Source organism: Dyella sp. 2RAB6 (assembly GCF_052115385.1).
Classification (GTDB): Bacteria; Pseudomonadota; Gammaproteobacteria; order Xanthomonadales; family Rhodanobacteraceae; genus Dyella_D.
The window spans coordinates 222267-235486 of sequence record NZ_JBFRGP010000001.1 but is presented as its reverse complement, the minus strand read 5'-3'; the positions used below and the strand labels follow the sequence as shown (position 1 = coordinate 235486).

At 67.7% G+C, this 13220-nt stretch carries 10 protein-coding genes; 5 read left to right on the top strand and 5 right to left on the bottom strand.

The genetic code is table 11. The features are described 5' to 3' along the window. Positions 1–157: 157 nt before the first annotated feature. Complete coding sequence (hfq, locus tag AB4083_RS01170; RefSeq protein ID WP_441605921.1) at positions 158–424, bottom strand: RNA chaperone Hfq; 267 nt, start codon at positions 422–424, stop codon at positions 158–160. A 168-nt stretch (positions 425–592) separates the two neighbouring features. Next, entirely contained in the window at positions 593–1543 is a 951-nt protein-coding gene (miaA, locus tag AB4083_RS01165) for a tRNA (adenosine(37)-N6)-dimethylallyltransferase MiaA (protein WP_441605920.1), read from the bottom strand. Between the two features lie 207 nt (positions 1544–1750). Between miaA and AB4083_RS01160 the strand changes: the two genes are divergently transcribed. After that, positions 1751–1942: a hypothetical protein gene (locus AB4083_RS01160; RefSeq protein WP_441605919.1), complete on the top strand. Its 192-nt coding sequence runs from the start codon at positions 1751–1753 to the stop codon at positions 1940–1942. A gap of 139 nt (positions 1943–2081) precedes the next feature. Here AB4083_RS01160 and AB4083_RS01155 read toward each other — a convergent pair whose 3' ends face one another. Continuing rightward, complete coding sequence (locus tag AB4083_RS01155) at positions 2082–4241, bottom strand: S46 family peptidase (protein ID WP_441605918.1); 2160 nt, start codon at positions 4239–4241, stop codon at positions 2082–2084. Between the two features lie 154 nt (positions 4242–4395). Here AB4083_RS01155 and tdh point away from each other — a divergent pair, with 154 nt between their 5' ends. The 3 genes from tdh (at position 4396) to kbl (ending at position 10640) form a co-directional block, all read left to right on the top strand. Continuing rightward, positions 4396–5430, top strand: a complete 1035-nt coding sequence (gene tdh / locus AB4083_RS01150) for an L-threonine 3-dehydrogenase (RefSeq protein ID WP_441605917.1) — start codon at positions 4396–4398, stop codon at positions 5428–5430. A gap of 170 nt (positions 5431–5600) precedes the next feature. Continuing rightward, positions 5601–9248, top strand: a complete 3648-nt coding sequence (locus AB4083_RS01145) for a DUF748 domain-containing protein (RefSeq protein WP_441605916.1) — start codon at positions 5601–5603, stop codon at positions 9246–9248. 189 nt (positions 9249–9437) lie between these two features. Further along, positions 9438–10640 (top strand): glycine C-acetyltransferase, encoded by a 1203-nt coding sequence (gene kbl / locus AB4083_RS01140; protein ID WP_441605915.1) that lies wholly within the window; start codon positions 9438–9440, stop codon positions 10638–10640. A gap of 38 nt (positions 10641–10678) precedes the next feature. On the opposite strand, the gene AB4083_RS01135 is transcribed toward kbl, so the two are convergent. After that, positions 10679–11401, bottom strand: a complete 723-nt coding sequence (locus tag AB4083_RS01135) for a hypothetical protein (RefSeq protein ID WP_441605914.1) — start codon at positions 11399–11401, stop codon at positions 10679–10681. A gap of 118 nt (positions 11402–11519) precedes the next feature. Between AB4083_RS01135 and AB4083_RS01130 the strand changes: the two genes are divergently transcribed. Beyond that, the gene (locus AB4083_RS01130; RefSeq protein WP_441605913.1) at positions 11520–12389 is read left to right on the top strand and encodes a LysR family transcriptional regulator; all 870 of its coding nucleotides are present in this window, start codon (positions 11520–11522) and stop codon (positions 12387–12389) included. Here the strand turns inward: AB4083_RS01130 and AB4083_RS01125 are convergent, their stop codons facing one another. Next, complete coding sequence (locus AB4083_RS01125; RefSeq protein ID WP_441605912.1) at positions 12390–13169, bottom strand: pseudouridine synthase; 780 nt, start codon at positions 13167–13169, stop codon at positions 12390–12392. It lies immediately after the preceding gene. Positions 13170–13220 lie beyond the last annotated feature (51 nt).

Sequence of the window (13220 nt, the reverse complement as noted above, 5' to 3'; positions counted from 1 at the left end):
GAATGACCTGTGCGGAATGGGCCGGGCATCGGGCCGGATGGCCGCGATGAGGCGAAAGCAAAGTGTAGCGGCGTCGGCGGCCGCGGGGTCGGAAACGACCAGGCGGCGGGCGCCTAGGCCCCGCCGCCTCTTACACATGGGTCATTCCAGGCCCGTTTCAACCTTCCGTTTCGGGCGCCGCCGTAGCCTCGACGTGGCCCTCGTGGCTGGTCCCCATCCGCACGTTGCGGCTGGGCACCACGGTGGAAATGGCGTGCTTGTAGACCATCTGGCTGACCTGGTTGCGCAGCAGCACCACGAACTGGTCGAAGGACTCGATCGTGCCCTGCAGCTTGATGCCGTTGACCAGGTAGATGGCAACCGGGACGCGCTCGCGGCGCAATGCGTTCAAAAATGGATCTTGCAAAGACTGCCCTTTGGACATTGTTGTTCTCCCCTCGCATCGGACGGGCCGGATAAAAGACGCTCGCGCGCCCCGGCCCAAGGCTTCGGAATATTAACCACTTTTAAATCGCTGATGAAAGAGCGCGGCGGGTCAACGAGCGGCTTTCGCGCGCCCCGCCGGCGAAGCGCGAACCCGGTCGCGAAAAGCCTAGCCCGCCACCCCCAGGAACAGTTCCAGCGCCTCCACCGCCCGGGCCTCCAGCCCTGGCCGGTCGGGGTCGAACGCCCGCGCATCCAGCTCGCCGCGCAGCCAGGTGATCTGGCGCTTGGCCAGCTGCCGGGTGGCAAAGATGCCGCGGTCGCGGAACTGGGCGGCGTCGGTGGCACCGTCCAGATGCTCCCAGGCCTGCCGGTAGCCGACCGCGCGCATCGAGGGCAGGTCCGGATACAGGTCGCCGCGCGCGCGCAGGCCGCGCATTTCGTCGAGGAAACCGTCGCGCAGCATGGCGTCGAAGCGCTCGGCGATGCGCGCGTGCAGCGACGCCCGCTCCAGCGGCAGCAGCGCCAGCTTGAGCACGCGCCAGGGAAAGCGTTCGCCGTTGCCACCGCGCTGCTGCTCGGATAGCGGCCGGCCGGTGAGTTCGATCACTTCCAGCGCGCGCTGGATGCGCTGTGCATCGTTCGGCCCGATCCGCGCGGCGGCGGCGGCATCCGCTTCGCGCAGGCGCTCGTGCAACGCCGGCCAGCCGATCAGCTCGGCCTGCGCACTGAGGCGTGCGCGGATCGCGGCGTCCGCCTCCGGCAAATGTGACAACCCTTGTTGCAGCGCGCGGAAGTACAGGCCGGTGCCGCCGACCAGCAGCGGAACCTTGCCGCGCGCCGTGATGTCTTTGATCGCCGTCAAGGCGTCGGTGCGGAAATCCGCCGCCGAATAGGGCTGGGCCGGATCGCGGATATCGATCAGCGCATGCGGATAGCGCGCGAGGGTTGCCGCATCGGGCTTGGCCGCACCGATGTCCAGGCCGCGATACACCAGTGCGGAATCGACGCTCACCAGCTCCACCGGAAAACGCTCGCTCAGCGAGCAGGCCAGCGCCGTCTTGCCCGAAGCCGTCGGGCCCATCAGGAAGATGGCGGGGTGACGCGAGTCGGCAGGCATGCAGGCTTCCGGAGGGCTCAAGGTGACGTGCAGGGTCAGGCGGCGACGCGCTCGATATCACGTCCAACGGCAACGCAACGCCATTTGGACGGCATGGGCACGTGCCTTGCTTCACATTTTGGACGAGAATCACGGTGTCTTGCACGATCGCAACCGTGGTCAGCCATAGCGAACGATCGAGATACGTTGAACGGGGGGAAGTACGGGATGAACAAACGCAAGTACATGGTGGCCGAACCCGGCAACCGCGCCTCGGCACCCGCTGCCGCCGCCAAGCCCGAACGCGTGGGCGAAAATGGCGCGCCACCGGTGTGGCACAAGGACAACCGCGGCTTCTGGTTCGTGGTCTGCGTCGCGGCCAGCCTGGTGTTCGCGCTGATCTATTCGGCGCTGCGCTGATCCGCCGCGCAGGTTGGGGTGAGCGCAGCGAACCCCGACGCGGCCACGGTACCCGGCCTTACCGTTTGGTACGGCGACCTGAAACGTCCGTTGGGGTTCGCCGGGCTCACCCCAACCTACGTTCGCCGCCGACGCGGCATCAGCGCGCCGGGACGCCCAGCTCCTTCAGCAGCCACGGCGCCGGATACACCTTGTCCATCAGCCAGCGCATGTAGCGCATGTCCACGTGGATCGCCCGCTTGTAGCGCGGGTCGAACATCCAGCTCGCGCTCACCGCCTCCCAGTTGCTGTCGAAGTTCAGCCCCACCAGCTGGCCGTGCGCATTGAGCACCGGCGAGCCGGAATTGCCGCCGGTGGTGTCGAGGTTGCTGAGGAAGTCCACCGGCATCACGCCGGAACGCTTGTCCAGGTAAGCCGCGTAGTCGCCCTTGGCGATCGCGTCCAGCAACGGCTTGGGCGCGTCGAACGGCTCCACGCCGGTGTTCTTCTCGACGATGCCGGCGGTGCTGGTCAGCGGCGAATAGCTCACCGCGTCGCGCGCTTTCAGCGGGGTGACCTTGCCGTAGCTGACGCGCAAAGTGGAGTTGGCATCCGGGTAGACCGCCCGGCCCTGCTGCTCGCGATAGGCGATCAGCGCCTGCATGTAGGCCGGGCGCAGGCGCAGCAGTTCGCCGTCACGCTCCTTGCGCTGGTCCTCGATGCGCAGCAGCGCCGGCTGCAGCGTGGCGGCGAGCTTCAGCAGGGCGTCGTCCGCTTTCGCCACTTCGTCGGGCTGGGCCTTCAGCCAATGCAGGCGCTGCGCTTCGTCGCCGAGCCGGGTCGCGCCGTAGACGTGGTCCAGCGTGGTGGCGAGTTCGGCCGGGGTGCGGCCGAAGGCGGCGTCGAATTCCGGCACGCGCTGCGGGTCCGGCAACTGCTGGTAGCGCAGCAGCAGCGCGCTGAGCACGTGCTTCTCCACCGCGGCGTCGTAGCGGCGCTGCACCTGCTTGAGCATGCCCGCGGTCAGGTCCTCGTCGCGCTGCTGGTAGCCGGTTTCGCGTTCGGCATCGGGCTTGGTGCGCTCGTGCGCCAGGCGTTGCAAGGTGAGCGCCGAGCGCATCAGCTGGGTCTGCGATTGCAGGATGGCGAACAGCAGGTCGCGCTCGCGGTTGGCATTGCCGTTGGCGATCAGCTTGGCCACCGCATCGATATCCGGACGCAGCGTCCTGGCCTGCGGCTGCTTCTCCAGCCACGCCAGCATCGCGTCCTCGTCCTTGCGGCGGATCTCGACGGCATCGCTGCGCTTGAGCCCATCCAGCTCGCCGCTGAAACGCTTGATGCCGTTCTTCAGCGACTGCAGCTGCGAGGCATAGCGGATCGCCGCCTGCTTGTCGGCGCGCCCCGCGTCCTCGATCACGCCCTGCACCTGCTTCATCACCTCTACCGACTTTGGCAACCGCCACTGCACCTGGTCGGCGAACTCCGCCGCGGTGCGGTGGCGATAGGTGGTGCCGGGATAGCCGGCGAGCATCACGAAGTCGCCCTCGTTCACGCCTTCGCTGGCGACCTGCAGATGCGCCGGCGGGTGGTAGGGCTGGTTTTCCTTGGCATAAGCGGCCGGCTTGCCGTCCGGGCCGACGTAGGCGCGCAGCACGGTGAAGTCGCCGCTGTGGCGCGGCCACACGAAGTTGTCCACTTCGTCGCCGTAGTTGCCGATCGCGCGCGGCGGCGCATAGACCAGGCGCACGTCGCGCAGCTCCAGCTGCTTCACCAGATAGAAGTCGCGCCCGTAGAACATGTTGACCACGCTGCAGCGGTAGCCCGCCTCGCGCTCGCACTCGGCCACCAGCGCCTTGCCGGCGGCGTCCACCGCGTCGTAGTAGGCGCGGCCGGTCTTGCCCCGGGCCTGGGCCAGCACCCGGTCGGTGACCTTGTCGAAGCCGGTGGTCACGCGCAGGCGGAAGTCCGGATTGGCCGGCAGCTCCTGCGTGCGGTCGCCGGCGACGAAGCCATGCTGGATCAGGTCGCGCTGCGGGTTGCTGTTGTATTGGATGACGCCGAACGCCACGTGGTGGTTGGTCAGCACCAGGCCGTCGGCGCTGACGAAGGCGCCGGTGGCGCCGCCCACCTTGACCACCGCGCTGAGCGGCGGCCTGGTCAGGTCCGCCAGGTCGGCGGGGTTGCCCAGGTAGCCCGCGGCACGCAGCTGCTTGCCGATCGCGGGCAGCTGCGACGGCATCCACATGCCCTCGTCGGCCTGCGCACCCGGCGCCAGGCCCATCGCCATGGCTGCGGCCAGGCCCATCGTCTTCTTACGCATCCGTCGTCCCCCGTGGGTATTCGCACAAACTTGCGACCATAGTCCGAAGCCGCCAGCCGGGCAACGCTGCACTGCACGAAGACGCCCCGCCATGCCCGCACTTTATAATCGCCGCTTTCCCCGCCCGCCTTGCGGGCCAGCCGATGGATTCCCCATGCCGCAGATGATGAAAGCCCTGGTCAAGCGCTTGCCCGAGCAGGGCATCTGGATGGAAGAAGTGCCCGTGCCGGAGGTCGGCCCCAACGAGGTGCTGATCAAGATGGAGAAGACCGCGATCTGCGGCACCGACCTGCACATCTACAAGTGGGACGAGTGGAGCCAGCGCACCATCAAGCCGGGCCTGACCATCGGCCACGAGTTCGTCGGCCGCGTCGTCGAGATCGGCCCGGGCGTCACCGGCTACAAGATCGGCGACCGCGTCTCCGCCGAAGGCCATATCGTGTGCGGCCACTGCCGCAACTGCCGCGCCGGCCGCCAGCACCTGTGCCCGAACACGGTGGGCATCGGCGTGAACCGCAACGGCGCGTTCGCCGAATACATGACCATGCCGGCCTCCAACCTGTGGCCGATCCCGGACCAGATCCCCTCCGAGCTGGCCGCCTTCTTCGACCCCTACGGCAACGCCGCGCACTGCGCGCTGGAGTTCGACCTGATCGGCGAGGACGTGCTGATCACCGGCGCCGGCCCGATCGGCATCATCGCCGCCGGCATCGCCAAGCACGTGGGCGCGCGCAACGTGGTGGTGACCGACGTCAACGACTACCGCCTGAAGCTGGCCGCCGACATGGGCGCCACCCGCGTGGTCAACGTCGCCAACCAGTCCCTGCGCGACGTGGTGAAGGACCTGCACATCGAAGGCTTCGACGTGGGCCTGGAGATGAGCGGCAACCCGCGCGCCTTCAACGACATGCTCGACTGCATGTACCACGGCGGCAAGATCGCCATGCTCGGCATCATGCCCCGCGGCGCCGGCATCGACTGGGACAAGGTGATCTTCAAGGGCCTCACCCTGCAGGGCATCTACGGCCGCCGCATGTACGAGACCTGGTACAAGATGACCCAGATGGTGCTCACCGGCTTCCCGCTGCAGAAGGTGCTGACCCACCAGATCCATATCGACGACTTCCAGAAGGGCTTCGACCTGATGGACGCCGGCCATTGCGGCAAGGTCGTGTGCTCCTGGCTCTGAGCCGAAGCCTGAAGGCTCCCGCGCCGGGCGTGCGCGGGAGCCCACCGAAACGTCTCACGCCCGGGTAAACTCCCCGCCGCGACCGGCGCACATGGGACTGGGTTTGGAAGTGCGCGGCTGGGGTAGGGCCGCACGCCGTCGGGTCGCATCACTGACGGAGCATCGCCCGCATGGCAGATCAGGTTTCTTCCGGCAGTTCCCGGCTGACGGCGGCGCGCGCACGCGCGCTCACCGTGTACCGCTCGCGACGCACGCGCAAGACGGCGCTGATCGCCGCCATCGTGCTGGTGCTGTTCGGCCTGTTCGGCTTCCTTGCCGCGCCGTCGATCATCCGCGGCCAGCTCGAGAAGCGCGCCAGCGCCGCGCTGGACCGCCCGGTGACGCTGGGCAAGGTGCACCTCAATCCCTATACCTTGCGGCTGCAGCTGGACCAGCTTCATATCGGCGAACGCGACGGCAAGACCAGCTTCGTCGACGTCGACCAGATCGTCGCCAACACCTCGTGGTCGTCGCTGTTCCGCCTGGCGCCGGTGCTCGACGAGCTGTCGCTGCAGCGGCCGCGCATCCGTATGGCGCGCACTGCCGACCAGCGCTTCAATTTCTCGGACATCATCGACCGCTATGCCTCGCAGCCGGCCGCGCCGGATGCCAAGCCGGCGCGCTTCGCGCTGTCCAATATCAGCGTGCACGGCGGCGATATCCTGTTCGACGACCAGGCAGCCAAGGCCAGCCACCACGTCGAGCAACTGGAACTGGGCATTCCCTTCCTCGCCAACCTGCCCAGCAGCACCGACGTCTTCGTGAAGCCGCTGCTGGCGATGAAGGTGGACGGCAGCCCGCTGCGCATCGAAGGCCAGACCAAGCCCTTCGCCAGCAATCGCGAATCCGCCATCGACTTCCAGCTCGACCACCTCGACCTGCCGCGCTACCTGGGCTACGTGCCGAAGCCGCTGCCGGTGGCGATTCCGAAGGGTCAGCTCAGCGGCAAGCTGGAACTGAACTTCGTGCAGACGCCGGAGACGCCGCAGGTGCGCCTGAGCGGCAACTTGCAGCTGGACGACTTCGCGCTGGACAGCAGCAAGGGCGAACCGATCGCGCGGCTCGGCCATGGCACGGCGGAATTGGCGGACGTGCAGCCGCTGGTGTCGCGCTATCAGCTCGGCGCGCTGAAGCTGGAGCAGGCCCAGGTCTACTACACGGCAGGCGAAGGCGGGCACAGCAACTACGACACGCTGACGGCGCCCTCGGCACCGGCGGATCCCACCAGGAAGGCCACGCCCACCGACCTGCGCATCGCCTCGATCGCGCTTACCGGCAGCACCATCCACTACACCGACGCGACGCAGAACAAACTCGATCTCGCCAACCTGCACGGCAGCCTGCTCGGCCTGAGCATGCTTGCCGCGCCGCCGGCAAAACTCGACCTGGCTGGCCAGTTGTTCGGCGGCGACGTCGGCGCCAAGGGCACGCTCGATCTGGCCGCGGCAAAGCTCAATGCGGCGCTGGCGCTGAAGCAGGTGGACATGGTGCCGCTGCAGGCGATGGCGGGTTCCGCCATCGCCGCGCGCGCAGCGAAGGGCAAGCTCGATGCCAACGGCCAGTTGCAGCTCGACTGGGGCAAGACCACCAACGCGCATCTGGCACCGGCGCAGGTGACGGTCACCGACTTCGCGCTGGACGCGGGCGGCAAGGGCCAGGCCGCGCCGGTGGCGTGGAGCAAGCTGCAGGCGGACATCGACCAGCTGGACCTGGCCTCGCGCCAGGCGCGCCTCAAGAGCCTGGTCGGTACCGGCTTGAGCCTGGACGTGCAGCGCGCCGCCAACGGCAACCTCTCGCTGTCCGAACTGTTCGCGCCGCCGAAAACCGCGCCGCGCACCAAGAGCAAGCCGGCCGATGCCGATCCGGCGTGGCAATGGAGCATCGGCCACCTCGGCCTGGAGAACGGTGCGGTGCGCTTCACCGACCGCGCGGTGGGCAATGGCAAGCCGGCCGTGCTGGATATCCAGTCGCTCAAGGGTGGCATCGACGAACTCAGCGACAAGTTCAATCAGCAGCGCGCCATGAAGCTCGACGGCGCGATCGGCAAGGGCACGTTCGCATTGGCCGGCAAGGTGCAGCCCGTCCCTGCCCTGGCCGACCTGGACGTGACCACGCGCGGCCTGGACATCGCCACCTTCGCGCCTTACATCAGCGTGCCGCTCAACGTGACCATCTCCAGCGCGCGCCTGAGCGGCAAGGGCAAGCTGCACTACGACGGCCGCGGCGCCGAACCGAAGTTCGGCTTCAAGGGCAATGCCGCGCTGGAACGCGTGCGCGTGCAGGACAAGGTCACCGGCGACGACTTCATGCGCTGGAGCGCGCTCAATGCCGGCAATCTCGACGTCGCCGCCGGCAGCGGCACGCCGCGCATGCACGTGGGCAGCCTGGTGCTGAGCGCGTTCTATGCGCGCGTGATCGTCAACGCCAACGGCCGCCTGAATCTTGCCGACGTGGTGGCCAAGCCGGAGCAGGAAGCGCCGGTATCGGTGACGCGCACCGAACCCAATGCTCCCGCGGCGCCCAAGGTGGCCAAGACGGTGGAAGCGGAGAAGCCCACCGAATCCATCGCACCGGCAGCGGATATTCAGCTCGGCCAGATCACCTTGCTCAACGGCCAGCTCAACTACACCGACAACTTCATCAAGCCCAACTACACCGCCAACCTGACCAAGGTCACCGGCAAGATCGGCGCCTTCGGCACCGCCGGCGGTCCGCCGGCCGACGTGGCCGTGCAGGCGCAATTGGACGACAGCTCGCCGGTGGACATCAGCGGCAGCATCAATCCGCTGGCGCCGGTGGCCTTTCTCGATATCCAGGGCAAGGCCAACGAAGTGGAGCTGACGCGGCTGAGCGCGTACTCCAGCAAGTACACCGGCTATCCGATCACTGCGGGCAAGCTCAGCGTCGACGTGAAGTACAACCTCGACCAGCGCAAGCTCAAGGCCGACAACCACATCTACATCACCCAGCTGACCTTCGGCGACCGCATCGAGAGCCCCGGCATTTCGCACCTGCCGGTGAAGCTGGCGGTGGCGCTGCTGAAGGACACGCAGGGCAATATCGATGTCAACGTGCCGGTCTCCGGTTCACTGGACGATCCGCAATTCAGCATGGGCGGCCTGATCTGGCGCGCCATCGGCAACCTGATCGTCAAGGCCGTCACCTCGCCGTTCCGCCTGCTCGGTTCGGCCTTCGGCGGCGGCAACCACGAAGACCTCGGCTATGTGGAATTCGACCCCGGCTCGGCCGTGCTCAACGGCGCCGCGCAGGAGCGCCTGGGCAAGGTCGTCGCGATGCTCAACCAGAAGACCTCGCTGACCCTGGACGTGGTCGGCCGCGCCGACCCCGCGCAGGACCAGAACGGGCTGCGCAAGGTCACCGTCGAAGACATGATCCGCAAGGAGAAGGTGCTGGACGACGGCGGCAAGAACGCCGACACCTCGCCCGCCGCGCTGGCCGCGGTGGCGATCACGCCGGATCAGGAAGAGCGCTATCTGGCGCGTGCCTACAAGCACGCCGAGGACATCGACAAGCCGCGCAACGCGCTGGGTCTGAAGAAGTCGCTGGAGCCGGATGAGATGCGCGCGCTGCTGGAGACCAACGTCAAGACGGACGATGCGGCGATGCGTGACCTGGCCGGGCGGCGGGCGAACGCGGTACGGGATTGGTTGAAGGGCAAGCTGCCGGACAACCGCTACGGGGTGAAGGATCCCAAGCTGACGCCGGAAGGGATCGACGACAAGGGCAAGACGACGCGGGTGGATTTCGGCTTGCATTGACGCTTGCCGGCCTGCGTAGGTTGGGGTGAGCCGCAGGCGAACCCCAACGATGCGGTGCGTTCGGGCGTTGCGATGTTGGGGTTCGCCTGCGGCTCACCCCAACCTACGCGGGCTTTTTGATGGGGGCTCGGGTTTTCCGGCGGGCCGCAAAGGCTCACAATCGGCATCTTTCCCCCAGGGCCGATCCCGATGAGCTATTCCGATTCCACCCGGGCGCGCTACGCCGCCGAACTGGACTCCATCCGCGAGCAGGGCCTGTTCAAGGCCGAGCGCGTGATCGTCTCGCCGCAGTCGGCGCAGATCGAGCTGGAGGGCGGGCGCAAGGTGCTGAACTTCTGCGCCAACAACTACCTGGGCCTCGCCGACCATGCGGACGTGATCCAGGCGGCCAAGGAGGCGCTGGACAGCCACGGCTTCGGCATGGCCTCGGTGCGCTTCATCTGCGGCACCCAGGACCTGCACAAGCAGCTGGAAAAGAAAATCGCCGAGTTCTTCGGCACCGAGGACACCATCCTCTACGCTGCCTGCTTCGACGCCAACGGCGGCCTGTACGAGCCGCTGCTGGGCGAAGAGGACGCGATCATTTCCGACGCGCTCAATCATGCCTCGATCATCGACGGCATCCGCCTGTGCAAGGCCAAGCGCTTCCGCTACGCCAACTGCGACATGGCGGACCTGGAAAAGCAGCTGCAGGCGGCCGATGCCGCCGGTGCACGCACCAAGCTGATCACCACCGACGGCGCGTTCTCGATGGACGGCTTTATCGCGCCGCTGGACCAGATCACCGCGCTGGCCGCGAAGTACAACGCGATGGTGCATATCGACGAATGCCACTGCACCGGCTTCCTCGGCGACCACGGACGCGGCTCGGCCGAGGTCAACGGCGTGATGGACAAGATCGACATCTTCACCGGCACCCTGGGCAAGGCGCTCGGCGGCGCGCTGGGCGGCTTCACCACCGGCAGCGCCGAGGTGATCGAACTGCTGCGCCAGCGCTCGCGCCCGTACCTGTTCTCCAACTCGCTGCCGCCGCACGTGGTGGCCGCGGCGCTGAAGGTGTTCGACATGCTGTCCAGCGCGGGCGAGCTGCGCCAGCGCGTGCAGGAGAACACCCGCTATTTCCGCGAGCAGATGAGCCAGGCCGGCTTCGATATCAAGCCGGGCGTGCACCCGATCGTGCCGGTGATGATCTACGACGCGAAGAAGGCGCAGGCGATGGCGACCAAGCTGCTGGACGAAGGCATCTACGTCACCGGCTTCTTCTATCCCGTGGTGCCGCAGGGCCAGGCGCGCATCCGCACGCAGATGAGCGCGGCGCATACGCGTGAGCATCTGGATCGCGCGATCGCGGCCTTCACCAAGGTCGGGCGCGAGCTTGGCGTGATCGGCTGAAGCCAACTGCGGGGGAGCGGCTGCGCTCCCCCGCTTCGTCAATGCAATGCGCTCAGTTCGGCGCGGTAACGCCAGGTTTCCGTGGTGGCCGTCTGCACTGACTCGGCCATATCGCGCTGCGCGGCTTCGTCGCCGGCCAGCAACGCACCGGGGCTGCGCTCGAAGCGGTCGTAGCCGGCCCAGCCGTCGCGGGCCACCAGCAACATGTATTGCGCCGAGTCGCCACCGGTGACCAGGCGATACCAGGTATGCGCCGGCGCATCCGGCTCCTTCTGCAAGGCCTGGTGCATGGCCGCCAGTGCGCGCTCGAAGCGTGCCTCCATACCGAGCTGGACGTGCACGTGCGTCACCTGCATGGTGGCGCTGGGCTTGCGGTTCTCCAATGGCGTGCCGGTGCTGGCTTCGCGCAGCAGCACGTAGGTGGGTTGGCCCATCGGCGTGGCATACGGCGCGACGTTGGCGCGGAAGTCGGCGCCATCGCCAGCCACGTTCACCCGGTGGTCGAAGGCGGCAAACGACTCACCCACGCTGGCATCGACGAACCAGCCGCTGCGCTCGCCGTCTTCGATGGTCCAGCCGTACCACGACAGCGGGTCGCGCTGGGCGCGATGCCATTCCAGGTGGTGGCGATAGCCTTGCTCGAATGACTCGGCGGCGCCCGGCTGCATGCGATAGAGATAGAAATGCGCGGCCTGGCCGGGGCCGGCATGGGCGGGCCAGGCCAGGCACAGGGCGAGCAAGCAAGCGAAGCGGCGACTCATGGGGATTCCTGATGGGAAGGCTGGCGCGATTCTCGGCTTGCCGCTGTGCTCGCGGCCATGCGAATCTTTTTGGCCTGCCGGCGAAGTTTTTTTCGCCCCCTTGCCCAGGGTTCCGTGCATGAATGTCGAGTTGCGTTATCTGCATGCGTTCCGCGCCGTCTGCGAAGGCGGCAGCCTGCGCGCGGCGGCGGCATCGCTGCATCGCACCGAGCAGGCGGTGAGCTACCAGTTGCGCAAGCTGGAGGAAGCGCTGGGCATGCCGCTGTTCCATCGCGGACAGGGACCGCTGGTACCCAATGCCGCCGGCGAGCGGCTATTGGCGTTCTGCCGCGACCTGGGGCGCGACCTGGCCAAGGTGCACGAGGCGATGCGCGACGAGCCCGCACAACCGCTGCGCATCGCAGCGGTGAGCGGCTTCGGGCGCTACGACCTGCTGCCGCTGTTTCGCGAAGGGCCGTTGGCGGATGTGCCGATCCGCATGAGTTTTCCCACCGCCGAAGAGGTGGTGCGGCAGGTGGAGACCGGTGCAAGCGATCTGGGCTTCGTGCATCTGATGCTGCCGCACGGAGCATTGCGCCTGGTGGCGGTAGGCATGGAGCAGGCGGCCTTGATTGCACCCGCGCGGCAGGCGTTGCCCACGTTGGATCTCGCCAGCCTCGCGCAGGCCGATTACGTCACCTACGACGAGAGCGACTACGTATTCGCCACCTGGTTCACCCAGGTGCTGGGCGAGAAACCCGCGCGCCTGCGCAGCGTCGCGCACTTCGAGGAGCTGGAAGAGGTGTTGGATTGGGTGGCCGCCGGCCGCGGGCTGTCGATCGTGCCGTATGCGTGTGCGCGGGAAGCCGAGGCGCGCGGCGAAGTCGTGGCGGTGGGGCGCGCAGACCGGCCTTGTCTCAATACGATCTATGCGGTGATGGATCCGGCGCGTACGCATCCGCTGCAGGAGCGCACGCTGGACGGGGTGCGGGAGCGGCTGGGCGCCTGATCAGCGCGACAGCGCCGCAACTTCTTCAGGACGCAGATGCCGCCACTGGCCCTTGGCCAGTTCGCCCAGCGGCAGCGTGCCGATCGCCACGCGGATCAGGCGCAGCACGCCGATGTCGTGCGCGGCCAGCAGGCGCCGGATATGGCGGTTCCTGCCTTCGTCCAGCACGATCTCCAGCCAGGCGTTCTTCTCGCCCGTGCGCAACAGCGCGGCTTGCTTCGCGGCCAGGCGTTCGCCCTCTTCCACCACGCCATGGGCGAGACGCTCCAGCAGCGCGGTGTCCGGCACGGCGTCGATCTGCACGTGGTAGGTCTTGTCGACGTGGTGGCGCGGCTCGGTAAGGCGGGCGGCCCAGGCGCTGTCGTTGCTCAGCAGCAGCAGGCCTTCGCTGGCCTTGTCCAGGCGGCCGACCGGGCCCAGCCAGGGCAGGCCGGCGTCCTTAAGCAGGTCGTAGACGGTGTCGCGGCCGCGCTCGTCGGCGGCGCTCACCACGATGCCGCGGGGTTTGTTCAAAGCGATGTAGACGCGCTGGGCTTCGCCGACGGGCGCGCCGTCGAGCAGGATGCGCTGGCGCGAGGCGTCGGCGGGGCGTTCGGGATCGAGCACCACGCGCCCGTCCACGCTGACGCGTCCTTCGCGCACGGCCTTCTCTGCCTGGCTGCGCGAGCACACGCCCAGCTTGCTGAGCACGCGCGCGAGTCCGTGCTTGGGCGTTGCCGCCGGTGCGCTCGCGCTGCGGCGCGACGGAGTGTGCCTGCCCTGCCCTTGCTTTCGGTCCATGCCGGCCATCGTGCCCCAGTCCGCCCAAAAGAAAAGCCCGGCTTGCGCCGG